Annotated in this window: 16 protein-coding genes; 9 read left to right on the forward strand and 7 right to left on the reverse strand. The window is 66.7% G+C overall.

Features of this window, described 5'->3' with window-relative positions; genetic code table 11:
• Nucleotides 1–31 precede the first annotated feature (31 nt).
• From FB460_RS09680 to hisC, 3 genes are all read left to right on the forward strand, one after another.
• A complete protein-coding gene (locus tag FB460_RS09680) occupies nt 32–796 on the forward strand; it encodes a DUF3109 family protein (protein WP_142093930.1) in 765 nt (254 codons plus the stop codon).
• A gap of 70 nt (nt 797–866) precedes the next feature.
• On the forward strand, nt 867–1,499 hold the full coding sequence (locus tag FB460_RS09685) for a VOC family protein (protein ID WP_142093931.1): 633 nt from the start codon (nt 867–869) through the stop codon (nt 1,497–1,499).
• 17 nt (nt 1,500–1,516) lie between these two features.
• Nucleotides 1,517–2,590 carry a histidinol-phosphate transaminase gene (gene hisC, locus FB460_RS09690; RefSeq protein WP_142093932.1) on the forward strand — a complete coding sequence of 358 codons (1,074 nt, stop codon included), beginning with the start codon at nt 1,517–1,519 and terminating at the stop codon, nt 2,588–2,590.
• A 64-nt stretch (nt 2,591–2,654) separates the two neighbouring features.
• Here hisC and disA read toward each other — a convergent pair whose 3' ends face one another.
• From disA to FB460_RS09705, 3 genes are all read right to left on the reverse strand, one after another.
• Complete coding sequence (disA, locus tag FB460_RS09695) at nt 2,655–3,701, reverse strand: DNA integrity scanning diadenylate cyclase DisA (protein ID WP_142093933.1); 1,047 nt, start codon at nt 3,699–3,701, stop codon at nt 2,655–2,657.
• 5 nt (nt 3,702–3,706) lie between these two features.
• Nucleotides 3,707–5,161 (reverse strand): DNA repair protein RadA, encoded by a 1,455-nt coding sequence (radA, locus tag FB460_RS09700; protein WP_142093934.1) that lies wholly within the window; start codon nt 5,159–5,161, stop codon nt 3,707–3,709.
• A gap of 81 nt (nt 5,162–5,242) precedes the next feature.
• Nucleotides 5,243–6,076 carry a hypothetical protein gene (locus FB460_RS09705; RefSeq protein WP_142093935.1) on the reverse strand — a complete coding sequence of 278 codons (834 nt, stop codon included), beginning with the start codon at nt 6,074–6,076 and terminating at the stop codon, nt 5,243–5,245.
• 74 nt (nt 6,077–6,150) lie between these two features.
• Between FB460_RS09705 and FB460_RS09710 the strand changes: the two genes are divergently transcribed.
• Entirely contained in the window at nt 6,151–7,020 is an 870-nt protein-coding gene (locus tag FB460_RS09710) for an HhH-GPD family protein (protein WP_142093936.1), read from the forward strand.
• A gap of 65 nt (nt 7,021–7,085) precedes the next feature.
• On the opposite strand, the gene FB460_RS09715 is transcribed toward FB460_RS09710, so the two are convergent.
• Nucleotides 7,086–7,937, reverse strand: a complete 852-nt coding sequence (locus FB460_RS09715) for an EamA family transporter (protein ID WP_142093937.1) — start codon at nt 7,935–7,937, stop codon at nt 7,086–7,088.
• Nucleotides 7,938–8,012: 75 nt separating this feature from the next.
• A complete protein-coding gene (locus tag FB460_RS09720; RefSeq protein ID WP_211345935.1) occupies nt 8,013–9,884 on the reverse strand; it encodes a glycosyltransferase in 1,872 nt (623 codons plus the stop codon).
• Nucleotides 9,885–9,968: 84 nt separating this feature from the next.
• Between FB460_RS09720 and FB460_RS09725 the strand changes: the two genes are divergently transcribed.
• The 5 genes from FB460_RS09725 to FB460_RS09745 are packed head-to-tail and all read left to right on the forward strand — an operon-like array spanning nt 9,969 to nt 15,524.
• Nucleotides 9,969–11,210, forward strand: a complete 1,242-nt coding sequence (locus tag FB460_RS09725) for a glycosyltransferase family 4 protein (protein ID WP_142093938.1) — start codon at nt 9,969–9,971, stop codon at nt 11,208–11,210.
• Entirely contained in the window at nt 11,203–12,930 is a 1,728-nt protein-coding gene (locus tag FB460_RS09730) for a glycosyltransferase family 4 protein (RefSeq protein ID WP_142093939.1), read from the forward strand. Before FB460_RS09725 ends, FB460_RS09730 begins: the two co-directional genes overlap by 8 nt.
• Nucleotides 12,927–13,925, forward strand: a complete 999-nt coding sequence (locus FB460_RS09735) for an ABC transporter permease (protein WP_142093940.1) — start codon at nt 12,927–12,929, stop codon at nt 13,923–13,925. The genes FB460_RS09730 and FB460_RS09735 overlap by 4 nt, the downstream gene beginning before the upstream one ends.
• Nucleotides 13,912–14,790 (forward strand): ABC transporter ATP-binding protein, encoded by an 879-nt coding sequence (locus FB460_RS09740; RefSeq protein WP_142093941.1) that lies wholly within the window; start codon nt 13,912–13,914, stop codon nt 14,788–14,790. Before FB460_RS09735 ends, FB460_RS09740 begins: the two co-directional genes overlap by 14 nt.
• Nucleotides 14,775–15,524 carry a DUF6270 domain-containing protein gene (locus tag FB460_RS09745; protein ID WP_142093942.1) on the forward strand — a complete coding sequence of 250 codons (750 nt, stop codon included), beginning with the start codon at nt 14,775–14,777 and terminating at the stop codon, nt 15,522–15,524. The genes FB460_RS09740 and FB460_RS09745 overlap by 16 nt, the downstream gene beginning before the upstream one ends.
• Before the next feature lie 39 nt (nt 15,525–15,563).
• Here FB460_RS09745 and FB460_RS09750 read toward each other — a convergent pair whose 3' ends face one another.
• Both FB460_RS09750 and FB460_RS09755 read right to left on the reverse strand, forming a co-directional pair.
• Entirely contained in the window at nt 15,564–16,511 is a 948-nt protein-coding gene (locus tag FB460_RS09750; protein ID WP_170209987.1) for a hypothetical protein, read from the reverse strand.
• A 97-nt stretch (nt 16,512–16,608) separates the two neighbouring features.
• Nucleotides 16,609–17,082: a DUF3592 domain-containing protein gene (locus FB460_RS09755; protein WP_142093944.1), complete on the reverse strand. Its 474-nt coding sequence runs from the start codon at nt 17,080–17,082 to the stop codon at nt 16,609–16,611.
• Between the last annotated feature and the right edge of the window lie 15 nt (nt 17,083–17,097).

A 17,097-nucleotide genomic window follows, 5' to 3' on the forward strand; every position in this document is an offset into this window, starting at 1 on the left:
CTACGGCAAAGCGAACGCGGAACGGAGCAGCATGGAGATCGAACTGGGTTTTCCTCGCACGTGGGTGGAGTTCACCGACCCCGCCGATACCGATCAGGTGATCCGGGCCGATCTGACCTGGCTGACGTCCCGCTGGCACTGCACGTTCGGTAACGGATGCCCCGGGATCACCGGCGACCCGGACCATGGATGCTGCTCCTTCGGTGCGCATTTCACCGATGACGATGACGTCGCACGCGTCCGAACAGCCGTGGAACGGCTGACCCCGCAGACATGGCAGAACCACGGCGTCGAATGGCTGACCGAGGCCGAACCCGACGAGGATTCCGATCCGGATGAGGGACCCGAACTGTGCACCACCCTTCACGAGGGGGCATGCGTCTTCCTCAATCGTCCCGGCTTCGAAGCCGGGCACGGCTGCGCGCTGCATGCCTTGGCGCTCCGCGAGGGACGCAGTTTCGTGGAGACCAAGCCCGACGTGTGCTGGCAGCTGCCCATCAAACGCAGCTATCGCGATGTGGAGCGCGGTGACGGCACCGAGTATCTGGAGATCTCCATCAGCGAGTACACCCGCGCCCACTGGGGTCCCGGCGGGCACGATCTCGATTGGTTCTGCACCTCCAACACCGAGGCCCACACCGCCGACGAACCGGTGTGGCGCAGCAGCCGAGATGAGCTCGTGGAGCTGCTCGGCGCACCCGCCTACGAAGAGCTGGCCCGTCACTGCGCAGCCCATGAAGAGCGTCACCTCGGCCCGATGCACCCCGCCGATCCCGATGACCGGCAAGCCTCATAGCAGATCGATTCCTTCCCCGAAGGAGGCACCGGATTTTCCCCTGGAGGAAGGTTGAGTCCAGAATAAGCACATGCACGTCGACCACATCATCTATGCAGCGAACCCCGACGGACTGCAGGCATCGGCTGATCGCCTGAGCAAGTTGCTCGGTGCGCCATCCCGCGATGGTGGCTTCCACCCGCGCTTCGGCACTCGCAACCGCCTGATCCCCGTCGCTCACGGTCGCTACGTCGAGATCGTCGAGGTGCTCGATCACCCTGCCGCCGAGAAGGCCCCCTTCGGTCAGGTGGTGCGGGCTCGTTCCGAGGCGGGCGGTGGCTGGCTCGGCTGGGCACTCTCGGTGGACGATATGGCTCCGATCGAGGCACGGCTTGACCGTGAGAGCGTCCCCGGTAACCGCACCTTCCCCGACGGTCGGCAGCTGGAATGGCGCCAGATCGGCATCAAGGGGCTCCAGGCCGATCCGCAGCTCCCGTTCTTCCTGAAATGGGTCAGCGATGACATCGTGCGTCCCAGCGCACTGACGAGTGAGTTGGAGATGATCCGTATCGAGATCGCCGGCGACAAGAGCCGGCTCGATGACTGGATCAACGGCGACTCCGCCGAGCTCCTCGACATCGACATCGAATGGGTCGCCCCCCACGGCCAACCCGGTCTCATCGCCGCGCACTTCGATACCCCGCTCGGCAAGATCCGGATCTGACGGGAACCGACCAGGGCATGTCTTTTGAAGCGGCCGCTGGCCCGGTCCCCATCCGTCCGGAAATCGCAGCCCTCGCCGCCTATCGCCCCGGTGGCGCGGCTCCGGGCCCGGACGCGGTCAAGCTCTCCAGCAACGAGAACCCTTTCCCTCCATTGCCCTCTGTGGCGGAGGCCATCGCCGAATCTGCCGCGCACCTGCCGCTGTACCCGGACAACGCCGCCGCCCAGCTCACCACCGAGGTCGCGAACTGGCTCGATGTGTCCGCCGAGCATCTCTCGTTCGGTGCCGGCTCGGTCAGCGTCCTGATGCATCTGCTGAATGCGATCAGCGGCCCGGGGGACGAGATCGTGTTCCCGTGGCGTAGCTTCGAGGCCTATCCCCTCGCGGTGAACGTTCCGGGTGCCACTCCTGTCCAGATACCGCTGCTCACCGACGGCCGCCACGATCTGGAGGCGATGTGCGCGGCCGTCACCGAACGTACCCGCGCCGTACTGGTGTGCACGCCGAACAACCCGACAGGCCCCTGCGTCACCCATGAAGAGCTGACCGATCTGCTTGCGCAGCTTCCGGAACGCACCATGCTCGTGGTGGACGAGGCCTACATCGAGTTCGCCACCGACCCCGAGGCCGCCCGTCCCCTGGAGCTGCTGGACGACCCCCGCATCGCGGTGCTCCGCACTTTCTCCAAGGCTTGGGGGCTGGCAGGGTTCCGCATCGGCTACGGAATCACCCACCCGACGCTGGCCGCCGCGATCCGCACCGTGACGCCACCGTTCTCGGTATCGGTCCCTGCACAGGCCGCAGCGTTGGCAACTCTGGCCGCGAGGGAGAAGCTACTCGCCCAAGTCGAGAAGACCATTGCCGAACGCGACCGCATGGTGGGTCGCATGCGTGGACTCGGCTTCGACGTCCCGGACTCCCAGGGGAACTTCGTGTGGCTCCCGGCCGCCGATCAGACCGATCGCTGGGCCGCCCATTTCGCCGATCACGGCCTCATCGTGCGCGCCTACGCCCCCGATGGCATCCGTATCACCGTCAGCACCCCGGAGATCAACGACCGCGTCCTCGACGCCGCCGCCGGTCTTCGTTGAGGCGGGCCTCACCACCATTCGTTGAGGCGGGCCTCACCGTCATTCATCGAGGCGGGCCTCACCGTCATTCATTGAGGGAGGCCTCCGCAGCGCGCGTCAGAGCGTCGCGGATCGTCCGCGCCCGCCCCGAACCAACGCCCTCGACGGCCAGCAACTCGGCATGCGTCGCACCCATGAGCCCTTGGAGGTCGCCGAAGGCTTCCACCAGTCGTGCCGCGATCGTCACCGGAAGGCGCGGCACCTGGGCGAGCTGCCGGTATCCCAACGGCCGTAGCCGCGTCTCGAGTACCTCAGGAAAGCCGAGGGTCCGTGCCACGGTCACCGGGTCGACCAATTCCTCATCGAGCAGTTCCTCCAACGCCTTCGCCCCGTCGGATTCGTCATCTCCGTAGTCACAGTTCAGTAGCTCGGGCAGCCGCTCGGTATCCACGATGATCTCCAGGAGTTGGAGTTCCAGCAGCCGACCGTCGGAGCCCAGTTCAGCGACGTATCCGGCGGTCTCCTCCTCGAGCCGACGCACACGTTCCCAACGCTGCGCGACGACCACGAGGTCACGGACCGTCACCTGGTCCTGGATCTCCAACATCGAGAGGCGGTCCAGAACCTGCTGCAACCGCTCCTGGTATCGCTGCAGTGTCTGCATCGCCTGATTCGCACGGACGAGAATCGCTGCCGGCGGGTCGACCGGGTAACGCCGGCCCTCCACATAGAGCGAAATGCTGCCCATCGACGCTGACACCGCCACCACCGGCAGATGTGTCTGCCGCGCCACTCGCTCGGCCGTGCGATGCCGGGTGCCGGTCTCGACCGCGGGCAGCGTCGGATCGGGCATCAGGTGAATCCCCGCACTGTGGATGCGTTCGACGTCGGCGCTGCACAGAATCGCACCGTCCATCTTCGCGAGCTCACGGAGGTTCGTGGCGGTGAACGGCGCATCCAGTGCAAAACCACCGGTGCAGATGGAGTCGAGGACGCGATTGCCACCCAGAACGACCAATGCGCCGGTGCCACCGCTGACGATTCGATCCAGCCCTTCGCGCAGCCGTGTTCCCGTGGCGAGTTGCGCACGGTAACGACGCAACCGTGCCTCGTCGTTCGATCGATCGGTCATGGTCCTCACTGCTCCTTGTGCAATGCCACCACAGTATCCACGCCATCGGAAACGCCTCGGCCTTCATCTCGTTGAGACGAACGATCGAGTTTCACCGCCCGAAGGGCGTCGACGAGGGTGTTCGCCTCGAAGACCTTCATCCCCTGCAACCGAGCCTCCCGAACACCGTCACTGCCCGAGGGCACGATCGCCGCACCGAAACCGAGCCGGTGAGCTTCCAACAGGCGTCGACCGATCCCGGGGACTCGACGAAGCTCACCGGCCAGACCGACCTCCCCCATCGCCACGAACCGCTGCTGTGATCGAGCGATGCGGTTGCGGGCCGCGGACGCCAACGAGATCGCGATGGCGAGATCGGCGCTCGGATCATTCACGCGCGCACCCCCGACCGTGGAGACGTAGAGATCGTGGTTGTGCACCGCGATCCCGGCCCTGCGATACACGACGGCGGCGATCATCGCGACTCGGCTGCCCTCGATCCCGTGGGTGGTGCGACGCGGGCTCTGCTGCCCCGCGGGAACCACGAGCGCCTGCATCTCCGCAAGCAGGGGACGGCGCCCTTCCATCGTGACCGTCACCGCCGTGCCGGGCACCGGTTCATCATGTCGGGATGTGAACAGACCCGAGGGATCGGGGACCTCGACGATGCCGTGCTCCACCATTTCGAAACAGCCAACCTCGTCCGCCGGACCGAACCGATTCTTGGTCGCACGCACCATGCGGAACCCGGAGTGGCGTTCACCTTCGAAGGTGAGCACGACGTCGACGAGATGCTCCATGGTGCGCGGGCCTGCGATCGTGCCCTCCTTGGTGACATGGCCGACGATGATGACCGCCATGCCACGCCGCTTCGCCACTCGAACAAGCGCTCCCGTGGTCTCGCGGACCTGGCTCACTCCCCCGGCGGAACCATCGGCTTCGGCGGTGACGATGGTCTGCGCCGAATCGACCACGAGGAGAGATGGTTCCACCGCCTCGACCTGCCCGAGGATGGCGCCCAGATCATTCTCGGCGGCGAGATAGAGCTCATCCTCCACGGCATCGGTCCGGGTGGCACGCAACCGCACCTGAGCTGCGGACTCCTCACCGGTGACGTACAACGTACGCCGCCCGGCGGCCGCCCATCTGGCCGCGACATCGAGCAGAAGCGTCGATTTTCCGACGCCCGGTTCGCCCGCCAGCAAGACCGCGGCCCCGGGCACGAGCCCACCGCCGAGCACCCGATCCAGCTCCTCGACACCGGTCAGATGACGATCAGCGGCCTGAGCGTCGACCGATCCGATGGGAACCGCCCGCGTGGTCGGCGCACTGGCACGAACCTCCGCGACCTTGGGCGCACCGATCTCCTCGACGCTTCCCCACGTCTGGCATTCCCCGCACCGGCCGACCCACCGAACCGTGGTCCACCCACACTCGGTGCAGCGGTAACCATCGCTGGAACGCTTCGAATTCTTGGCCATGGCAGCACTCTAAGCGGGTGGTCCGACAGTTTCTGGGATTCACCCACAGGCCATCGCGTCGGATTCCCGATCGCGGTCCGATCAGACGAGCGAGAACTCCCGCTGGGCCGGTACCACCTCGGCAAGCTCGGCCACGACGCGGTAGTCACCTGTCGGGATCTCACCGGACGCGGTGGCACATCCGGCCGCGCTGCGGCCGATTCCCCACGTCACATCGGAGCTGATCCATGCGCCGGGAGCCAGCAGGGCAGACCGGGCGGGAATCACAGCGGCGCAGTCCTCGGTGGACCAGATCCGTTCGGTTCCGGTGAAGATCGTGACCTTGAGGTTGTCAGCCGATACCGGAAGGGTGCAGTTCGCGGTTCCGGTGTTGGTCACCACAACACCGAACGGCTGTGCACCAGCGGCCTTGGAGACCTCATCGGCCCCGTCGACTGCCACCTCGAGCTGTTCAGGAGTGCATTCGGGTGCCTGGGCACGGGCCGGAGCCTCGGGTGCGGGCTGTTCCTCGGGCACGGGCGCGGGGGCCTCGTCAGCCTGTTCCTCGGCCTGCTGCTGTTCGTCCTCGAGCAGCGTCCCATCGCCGGCGGGCGTCTCGGTTCCATCGGCCTCGGGCGAGGGCGCAGGGGCAGGTTCCTGGCCTCCTTCACCGCCGTTGTCTCCCTGACCGCCCTGTTCGTCCGGCCCGCCCGGCTCAGGATCAGCCGCGTTCTCCTCCGGAGGCGCGGACTCGTCGACGGCAGGAGCCGACGTCTCTGCAGCCTTCGGGTCACCATCGGTCGCGCCAGCGCTCAGACGCAGCGTCGCGGCCACGACGGCGGCGATGATGACGATGGCCGCGCCGATCACGACGGCGCGACGTACCCAGTAAGTACGCTCGCCTTCAGGACCCACGGGGTGCAGCAGTCCAAACATATGCCCAAGCTTATGGAGACCGAACCGTTATCCTCGGTTGCCACGCCGCATCAGACCAGTTCTCGAGGAGCCCCATGCACCCCCTGATCGCGCCAGTCTGCGAGTGGTACGTGGGGGCGGCACGTGATCTGCCATGGCGACGTGAATCATGCACACCCTGGGGCGTCATGGTGAGCGAGTTCATGCTTCAGCAGACGCCGGTCGCACGCGTCCTCGAACCGTGGCGGGCCTGGCTGGAACGATGGCCTACTCCGGCCGATCTCGCCGCCGAACCGGTGGGTGAGGCCATCCGCCAGTGGGGCAGGCTCGGATATCCCCGACGCGCTCAGCGTCTGCACAACGCCGCCGTCTCGATCACCACTGATCATGGAGGCCGAGTCCCGGAGACCCGTGACGCACTGCGCGCGCTCCCCGGCGTCGGGGACTACACGGCGGCAGCCATCGCAAGCTTCGCATTCGGCCGTGCCGAAGTGGTGCTCGACACCAATGTGCGACGCGTCCTGGCCCGCGCGATCAACGGCGACGAGTTCCCACCCAACGCCGTCACCGCGGCCGAGAAGCGCCTGGGCGCCACGGTCATGCCCGTCGATGGGCCCTTCCCCGCAGCGATGTGGGCAGCGGCGTCCATGGAACTCGGTGCTCTGATCTGCACGGCCCGCAGCCCCGCCTGTGACCGGTGCCCCATCGCCGACTCCTGCGCCTGGGTCGCCGCCGGACGCCCTGCACACACCGGACCCCCACGTCGTGGCCAAGCCTTCGCAGGCACCGACCGTCAGGTCCGCGGACGCATCATGGCCCTGCTCCGCGAGAGCGATATCGCTGTTCCCCGCCACCGCATCGCGACCGTCTGGCACGACGCCACCCAGCTCGACCGCGCGCTCACGAGCCTGTTGAAGGACGGCTTGGCAGTGGAAACCGATGCGGGTCTGACACTGCCGACCTGATCGGTTCAGGCCCCCTGAGTTCAGGACCTGTGAGTTCAGGACCTGTGAGTTCAGGACCTGTGAGTTCAGGACCTGTGAGAGGTACGCACGCTGCCGATGCTCGCAACCATGACGCAGACCACCGCGGCCCATTCGACAGGACCGATGAACTCTCCCACCACGAGCATGCCGGCGATCGCGGCCGCCGCGGGCTCCAGCGACATGAGGATCCCGAAAACCGCCGGAGGGATGCGACGCAGGGCGATCATCTCCAGGCTGTAGGGGACAACGGTCGAGAGCAGTGCGACGAACAACCCGATGAGCCACACCCACGGGTCGTCGAGCCCCCGCACATCGGTGGGAGCCACCCATCCCGCGGCACCAAGCATGACGGGCGTCGCGATGAGCGTCCCGATCGTCGACCCGACCGCGAGTCCGCTGATCCCTGTCCACCGACGCCCGGTGTGGGTACTGAGCACGATGTAGGCGCCCCACGCCGTCGCCGCCAGGAACGCGAAACCGACCCCGACAGGATCGAGGTCGCTCGGCGCCGCACCGAGCAGGGCCACGCCCGCCCCGGCGAGCAGGATCCAGCACCAGTCGCGCAGACGGCGGGAGCCAAGCGTCGCCACCGTGAGCGGCCCGAGGAATTCGATGGTCACCGCGGTTCCAAGGGGGATGCGGGCGATCGCCTGGTACAGCGATATGTTCATCACCGCCAGAGCTGCCCCGTAAGCGGTCACGGCCGCCCAGTCACGAGGTGAGCGGCCCCGCAACCGTGGCATCGCGACCACCAGCAGCACGCAGGCCGCCAGAGCAAGACGCAGCCACACGAGAGTGGAGGGCTCGACGCGTCCGAACAGCAGTTTGGCGATGGCCGCACCGATCTGGATCGATGCGACGCTGCACGGCACCAGCCAGACACCCGAACCTCGCACGCGCGCAGACTAGTGCACGCACACCGAGGTGCCCGAGGACAGGTGCCCGGGGACAGGTGCCCGATGAAAAGGGGGTCAGATGAAGATGTGGTCGTCCATCTGACCGAAGCCGACGACATTGGAGTTGGCGAGGATCTCGCTGTCGTCGGCGTTCCAGGTGTGGCCGCCCTCGCGTCCCCGTCTGGTGAGGGTGAAGTTGAAACGATCCGAGCTGTATATGTGCCCCCCGGCTCGAACCACATCACCGAGGAACCTGGTGTCCTCACCACGTTGACGATCGGCGAATGGGATCTCCCTGAACACCTCGGCCGACCCCATGATCGTGGGGCCCATCACCAGATCGGTGAAGCGATGCTCACGCTCAACGAAACGCAGGGCGGTGATGTTGCGGTCCACCAGGCGAACGAAATGCGCCTGTTTACCGACGATGTCGGCTCCCGAGTAGTCGAGTGCATGGAGCTGGTCACTCAAATAGTTGCTTCCATACTCATCGTCATCGTCCATCTTGGTGTAGACGTCGCCGGAGGCCATCTCGACCAGCCTGTTGAGGCAACTCCCCAGCAGCACCGTCGAGTCGGCCATCGTGTGCTGCATCTCCAGGCCGAGATGTCGGGCTCGTTCACGGGCCGCATCGGAGAGCTCGAAGCCGTGCGTCAGCAGACACAGCTCCACCTCGACATCAGCGAAGGCCACCGCGGTGTCGAGCACATGGTCCACCTGGTGGGGGCGGTTGGTGGAGACCAGCAACGAGACCGTGGGACGCTTCGCCCGATGCGCGTCGAGCCCCACCTGATCGAGGACCTGATCGACACGCTGACCGTAGGTGTGCTCGCGCCAGATGCGACGCTGCCCCAGATGCACCATCCGGTCCCGAAGCTCGGGGCTGCGGACCAGAGCACGAAAGGTGTGACTGGCCTCCTCGGGCGTTGAGACGCGTGCCACCTCACTTTCGGGGAAGAACGATTCGATGGCCGGCGAGGGTGTCGAGACCACAGGTGTGCCGCAGGCGGTGATCTCGAACACACGACGCGCACACATGGTGCTCGAGCTGACCACCGAGTTCACATTGCAGAAGACCTTGTGGGCCCGGTAAGCACTGAGCATCTGCCGGTACTCGAGCGATCCGACCACATGCGCGTCCAGCGGTTCGGGAAACTGGTAGCGCTCGTCCTGCCCCAGGTACCGCGAATAGATCTCCAGCCCGTGTTCCATCTTGGCGGAGACCTCCGACGCCGCCCCCAGCAGCAGATCCATCTGCTCCCGGCGCTCGGGATATTTGTGCACGAAATACATACCCCCGAAGCCGATGTCCCGGGACGCATGCCCGGTACGGGGACGGATCGGGTTGTGGATGGCCGGTTGCGCTGCGAACGGCAGCAGGCCCGCGGTGCGCCCGAGGTCACGTTCGTAGCGGGGCAGGCATTCCGCATCAGTGGTCCACACGTGGTCGAAGAGTTTCGCGGTGTCGAGGAAATCCTCGTAGTGCACCGGATCCTCCTTGTTCCAGAACACCGTCGGGACCCCGAGTTCCCGGCAGCGTTCCACAAGCTCCACGAGGGCGGCGGCAGGCGCCGAGGCACCGGTGAGGTGGTATTGCCACAGATCGCCGTTGCCGTGCCACGCCGATTCGACGAACAGCAGGTCGATCAGCTGTCGGCCCTCTGCGTCAGCCACCTGCGTCGGCCAGGATTTGGGGGACAGCTCCACCTGATCCCATTCGTAGGCGAAAGCGTCCTTCGAGAAGTCATCCATGATGACGCCGACGCGGAGGCCGCGCCGCGGTTCACGTTCGGGGTAAGGCCACGGTTCGTAGACGGGACGGCCACCGCTGTCGATACGTGCGGTCTCCGGGATGTCGGTCCGTTGCCGGGCCAGGAATGTTCTCGCCTGCCCGATTCCACCGGTCCGCAGGTGCCACAGCATGCGGCGAAGCGTTCGAGTATCCACCCTGTTCCGTCCTTCACAGCTCGTCGCGCAGCAGAGTAACAGCCTCCTCTGTTAGTCTCCCGTCGAGTGCGACAGGGGGTACCGATGCGGATCATGCTGCTGACGCAGCACTTCCCACCGGAACCGGGGCCACAGTCGCGGCGTTGGGGCATGCTCGTGGCCCACTTCGCAAAGCGGGGCCACCGGATCGATGTCGTCGTCCCCCGGTGGCAGGAAACGACGGAATGGGTTCCCCCCGAAGGGGTCACCGTGCACACCGTCCGGAGCTTTGTGAGAGGTATCCGGCTGCAACGCAGGATCATGAACGAGGCTCTCACCACCCTCGGCTCCCTGGCCACGGGATGGCGCATCGCCCACGAGGGCCCCCGCACCGATGTCGTCATCGGTACCGTTCCGGCGCTGGGTGCACTCCCGATCGCCCTTGCGATCGGCAGGGGGCACAACATCCCCGTGGTCGCCGACATCCGCGACGCCTGGCCCGACATCATCCGTCACTGGCGTGAATGGGGAGACACCGGAACCTCCGATGAGGGCGGGCAGAAGAGCCTGTCGGTCGGCATCATCATGTCGACGCTGGTACCGATCATCGATCGTGTCTACACCTCGATGGAGCGCTCCGCCGATCACGTCGTCACCACCACCGAGAGTCTTGCGCACGTGTTTCAGAACCGTGGCATCAAGGTCGATGCGATCCGCAACACCTCCTTCGGTCTGGTACCAGCTCCCTTGGATCCACCCGCCGAACGCCGCGACGGCACCCTTCGCGTGCTCTACCTGGGCAACATCGGCCGAGCCCAACATCTCGCCACAGCGATCCGTGCCGCAGCCATCGCGCAGCAGCGCGGGGTTCCGGTACGGCTTCGTCTCGTGGGCGATGGCGCCGAGTCCACCGCCATGCGTCAGTTCAACGAACGTCTCGGCCATCCGGCTGAGGTGATCTCCCGCGTCGAGGCTGCTGAGGTGGCCGCAAGCTACGAATGGGCCGACACCGTGCTCGTGTGTCTGCGCCGGTGGCCGGGGATGCAGTGGACCGTGCCTTCCAAGCTCTATGAGATCCTGCAATGCGGACGCCACGTCAGCGCGAGCCTGCGCGGAGAGGCCGCAGCCATCGTTGCCGAGGCCCGTGCCGGTGACGTGGTGCCGCCCGAAGATCCAGAAGCACTCGCGGAACTGTGGGCCGAACTCCACGCCGACCGCCGTCGGCTCCAGAAACGTGGCCGGGGCCCCGAATGGGTTGCCGAACATGCCTCCCCCCACGAACTCGCCGAGAACTACCTGAGCCTGCTGACTCGCGTCGTGCAGCGCCGTCGGGAGTCCCGTGACTGATCGATCCTGGTTCAAGGACGCATCACTGATCACCCACACCGGAGCGCGGCTGCTGGCCGAGGACCCCATGCACGCTCTCGTTCAGGTGAGCAGACGCCTCCCCGCGGGCCTTCGCAGGCATCTGGAGCCCAAACCCGGCCCCGCATCGCTGACCCGAGCGTTCCGCGCCTGGTTGTCGGATCACCCGGCTGATGCTGCCCGCATGCTCGCCGCGCTCTCCACCGGCCCACAGCGACCTCACTCACCGCTCTCGGATTCGAGCCCGGCCGGACGCCTACGGGAATTGTTGGCGGTGGCTCTGGGAGAGCTGGACGCCGAGGCGTCCAGCCCTGCGGGGCGGGCTCGGGCGCTGTGGCAGCTCGGCGCTCTCACCGAAGCCATCGAAGAGCTCGCCGACAGCGACTCGGTGCTCGCACAACGCATCGAATCCGAACGCCGCATGCTGACACCCGGCATGGAGGTTCGGCTCACCCGCCGCACTCCCCTCCGGGATGGCACTGGCGTCCTGATGCCGCTGACCAACTGCCTGCCGTGGACGCGGAGTGGTTACACCGCACGTTCCCGGGCGATCTGTTCGGCGTTGAAACAGGCTGGCGTCGATGTTTCGGTGGTGACACGGATCGGTTACCCCGTCACCGTGGGGCTCCCCGCCCGTCCTGTGCTCCACCACGTGGACGGTGTTCCCCACCATCGGCTGCCGGTGGCCGCGCTGGAGCCCACCCTTGATGGCAGGGCGGGGCAACAGGCGGCACTCGTGCGCGAGCTCGCCGAGAAACTGCGTCCAAGCGTGCTGCACACCACCACCGACTACACCAACGCCGTGGCGACGCGAGCAGTCGCCGAGGCCACCGGCCTGCCGTGGGTGTACGAGATGCGCGGCATGCTCGAGCTGACCTGGATCGCTTCACGCCCGCTGCGTCATCAACCCACGGCGGCAGCATCCGAACGGGTGCGGCTGCTGCGTGCCCGCGAGGCCGAACTGGCCGGCGACGCCGACGCCGTCATCTGCCTCTCCCGGGTGCAGAAGGACGATCTGGTCGGGCGGGGCGTCGAGGCCGACAAGATCGTGGTGGCCCCCAACGCCGTTGCCGACAAGGTCCTGGAGCGTCCCCGCACCGATCCACTGACGGCTCGTGAACGGCTCGGGTTGCCCCGGGATGGGTTCTGGGTCGGCACGGTCACCTCGATGGTCGACTATGAAGGGCTCGACACCCTCGTGGAGGCCGTGGCTCTGGCCCGAGAGGCCGGCCACGATCTGCGGGCTGCCCTCGTGGGTGACGGGGTCGCACGGCCCGGGCTCATCCACAGGGTTCACGAACTCGGGCTGAATGACGCGATCGTGTTCCCCGGCCGCGTGCCAGCAGACGAAGCCCTGCACTGGCATGAGGCCCTCGACGTATTCACCGTTCCCCGGCGCGACACCCCCGTATGCCGTTACGTCACCCCTCTGAAACCTCTGGAGGCCATGGCCCTGGGGCGCCCCGTGCTGGCCAGCGACCTGCCCGCGCTGGCAGAGGTGACAGCCGACGGCGCGGTCGGCGCACTGGCGCCGCCGGACGACCCTCAGGCCTGGGCGAGCGCCCTGATCGCGGCGCAATCAGACCGGCAATGGCGCAGAACCGCCGCAGAACGAGGGCGGGCCCACGCCGCGCGTCACACTTGGGCCCATGTTGCTGCGGACTACTGTGACCTCTACCGAAGATTGAGTGAGGAGCCATGACCCCTGCCGATGAGCTGCATCCACGTCGTGCGGTCGATGTCGCCGACGCGGGCAGCGTCCCCGCCGCCGATGAATCCGCTGACCGCGGCCCGGCCGAGGGGGATCCGGCCCAGGGGCGACGGGGCAACGGCTCGCGCAGGGGCGGCGAAGCACGCCGAGAGCCGGCCGGTCCCATGCTCCACGAAGTCGGTGGACGCCCCCCGCTCGGCGTCTACATCACCCGGTTGCTGGCCCGACGCCATTTCGCGTGGACGCACGCGTCGGCACAGGCTCTGTCGAAGAACTCAAGCAACGTCTTGGGCAACATCTGGCTGGTGCTCGGGCCGATGCTCGATGCATTCGCGTACTACGTGATCTTCGCGCTGATCCTCAAGACCGACCGCGGGATGCCGAACTTCTTCGCCTTCATCGTTCTGGGTGTCTTCCTGTTCCGTTACTCGATGAAGTCCCTCAACGCCGGAAGCGGGTTGATCCGCAGCAGCAAGGGCCTCATCCGGGGGTTCGCGTTCCCACGTGCAGCCCTTCCCCTGGCGGCGCTGATCCGTGAGGCCATCTCGATGGTCCCGGTGATCATCACTGCGCTCGTGCTCGTGGTTGCGGTGCCTCCGCACGAGCCACCGAACAGGCTGTGGATACTTCTTCCAGCGCTGCTGGCACTGCAGACGGTGTTCAACTTCGGGCTGATCCTCACCACGGCACGGTTGACCTACCATCTCCCCGACCTCTCGAGCCTGATCAGCGTCCTCAGCCGGTTCTGGATGTACGGCTCGGGCGTGCTGTTCTCCGTCGAACGGTTCGTGGACAGTCCGGGCTTCATGACGTTCATGAAGATCAACCCGTTGTTCCACATCCTGGCGATCGCCCGCAGCATCGTCATCGACGAAACGGTCCCCCCGGCCGAACCGTGGCTGATCCTGACCGCGTGGTCGGTGGGCATGCTCCTGTTCGGTTTCATCTATTTCTGGCGGGGAGAGGTGAACTATGGACGCGAATGACCGCCCCGGCCCGGCAACCGTGGTCGTGGATCACGTCGGGATGGATTACCGCACCCCCACCACCGCCCCGCCCTCGGGCCGACGTCGCCGCTTCACGCACAATCTTCGCCGCATGGTGGGTATGAGCAACCACACCTACGTCCACGCGCTGAAGGACGTCTCGTTCGTCGCACACGAGGGCGAGCAGATCGGCCTCGTGGGCCAGAACGGTTCGGGCAAATCCACCCTGCTGCGCATCATCGCGGGTGTCGAACCACCTACACGCGGCACCGTCCGCTCGACGTCGACCCCGATCCTGCTCGGCATCAACGCTGCACTCATTCCGACGCTGAGCGGGGAACGCAATATCGAGCTCGGCCTGCTCGCCATGGGGCTCCACCCCGACAAGGTGCACAGGATGATCCCGCAGGTCGCGAAGCTGGCGGGTATCGGGGCCGCGATCAAGCGTCCGATGAGTACTTACTCCTCCGGAATGGGCGCCCGTCTGCGGTTCGCCATCGCCGCCGCCTACCAACCACACATCATGCTGATCGATGAGGCGCTGGGGGCCGGTGACGCCGCGTTCTCCAGCCGCAGCGAGAAGGTCGTCAAACGATTGCGGGCCAATGCCGGCACGATCTTCCTGGTCTCGCACGCCGCACAGACCGTCGAGGAGACCTGCTCGCGGGCCATCTGGCTCCACAACGGCGAGTTGCTCGCCGACGGACCTGCGGAGGAAACCGCCCGCAAGTACCGCTGGTGGGCCTGGAACGTGGCCCAGGACGAGCCCCACGTGGCCGAGAAACTCCTGCACCAGGCCCGCGAGGAGTTCACGGAGAAACGTGCCGCGAACCTCGCCGAAGTGGAAGCATGCCGGGCAGTCTGATGCGTGTCACGATCCACGGCAGTTGCGTCTCCCGCGATGCCTTCGAGCTCATCGATCCAGCCCAGGCCACCCTGACCCGGTATATAGCCCGTCAGTCGCTGATCAGCGCCGGTACCGCATGCCCGCCACTGTTCGACCCCGCTGACCTGCTGGACAGCCCGTTCCAGATCCGCATGCTCTCCGGTGACCTGCGCGGTGACGCGCTCGAACACATCACAGGGGTGGCCGCTGAGACAGACCTGTTGGTGTGTGATCTCACCGATGAACGGCTCGGCGTGTTCGCCCTCCCCGATGGTTCCTACCTGACGCGCACCGTCGAAGGACTGGCCCAGCACGTATACCCCGCTGGGCTGCGATTGATCGAGCTGGGCGACGACGAGCATTTCCGGCTCTTCGAGCATGCCCTCGACCGCTGGGCCACCACCGTTGCCGACGCCGGGTTGCTCGACCGCGTGGTCGTGCTGCACGTGCCCTGGGCCTCACAGACGGTCGATGGCGAGGCGACCCCCGCGAGTTTCAAGCTATCGGCAGACCTGGCGAACGTGGTGTACTCGCGCTACCTGTATGCGATGTTCGACCGTGTGGATCCTTGGGTCATCCGCCCCCGGGTTCGCGTCGCCGCGCAGGGCGATCACCAGTGGGGACCGGCCCCGTTTCACTACGTACCGGAGGTTCAGCGAGATCTCGCCGACCAGATCGTCGAACTCGGACGCCGGATCGGTCCACGCGACTGAGCGCGGTCGTCTGCGCTCGTACTCAGGCCACCGGGCCTGTCAGGCCATGTACAGGGGCGCCTGAACCCGATACCGGGGGCTGTCTCCCCGCGACGAAGCGTGATCTGGCGGTCCGGTCTCCGAACCTTCCAGGTACCGGTGTCCATCAGCCACAGACTGTTCGGGGGCGGGGTTCCCGGAAGCGCTCTCGCCGGGGATCGGCTGCGCCGGCTGGCTCACCACAGGGCCCGACCGCTCAGGCTGCGGCTGTTCCGGCTGTGGCTGCCCGGGCTGCGGCTGCTCAGGCTGCGGCTGCTCAGGCTGTGGCTGCTCCGGCTGTGGCTGCTCAGGCTGCGGCTGCTCGGGCTGCGGCTGTTCCGGCTGCGGCTGCTCGGGCGCAGGCTGTTCCGGCTGCGGCTGCTCGGGCGCAGGCTGTTCCGGCTGTGGCTGCCCGGGCGCAGGCTGCTCGGGGTCCGGTTCTCCTTCGCCCGGGTCCTGCGGGGCCTCCGGCTGCGGGGCATCGGCGGGGGGCTCCCCCATCGGTGGCTCTTCGGAGGGAGGCGGGCTCGCGGGTGTCACCGGCGCCGGGGCCTCCGACGTCGCGCCGGGAACGAGCGGTGGCGGGTCGGGCTCGGGCGTCGCGTAGGTCGGCAGGGTCCCGGGACGGAGCGCCAGAACCACTCCGACCACGACGAGGATGGCACCGATGATGGCCATCGGCGCAGTGAAGCGTCGTGGCACTTCCGACAGGTACGAGGAACGGCGGAACCACAGAATCGTTCCGATGAGGAACACCGGGAGACCGACGAGGATCAGCGTCAGCCACAAGCCCGCCAGCCACCCGCACAGCAATGTGTAGAGCAGTGCAACCGCGCCGCCGACCCACATCTTGTTGCGCCGTTCGCGCTCCTCGGCGCGGGCATGCTCGCCCAGAAGGTCGAGGAACTCATCGGTGTCTTCGAGAGACTCCGTTCGGTCCGGCCCGCCCATGTCCGCGGTGTCCTCCACACATCTCCCCACGTTGGTCCTTGGTGCCCCGCTCGATCTGTCCGAGCACAACAGATCGCGGCACCGTCAGCCCGCACACACGCGGGCTCGGGTCATGTTAACCCGAGTGCGGAGGACCGGAAAGTTCCTGTCGGCGTCGGATGAGTTCCTCGGCCGCAATCCCCAGCACGAGCGCCCACGCGCCACAGAAGATCGCCTCGCGGTACATGACGAGATATTCACGGATCCGTGCCTGCCCCGGATCGGCCACCGCGTAGAGGACCGGAACATCCTCACCAACAGCCGGCGGGTCGCTCAGCGGTCGCGGATCGGTGAATTCATGGGTGTTCCCAGCACCATCGGTGAAGCGGACCAGAACGGTGTACTGCACCGGGACCCGAACCTGCCCCGCCTCGTCTTTCAGCGTTTCCAGCTCGACCACCGAACCGGTTGCTGCTTCGGCGCGTAACTGGAACAGGAGATTACCGGCGCCGAAGAACGCTGCGGCGAGCGTCAGAAGCACGGCAACCGCACCCACCACCTTGCCGACGGTGCGGCGGTGGCGGAGTGCGGTTGCCAGGGCAGTACTCACAGATCCGACGCTCGG

This window comes from Propioniferax innocua (genome assembly GCF_006716235.1).
In the GTDB taxonomy this organism is placed as follows: Bacteria; Actinomycetota; Actinomycetes; order Propionibacteriales; family Propionibacteriaceae; genus Propioniferax; species Propioniferax innocua.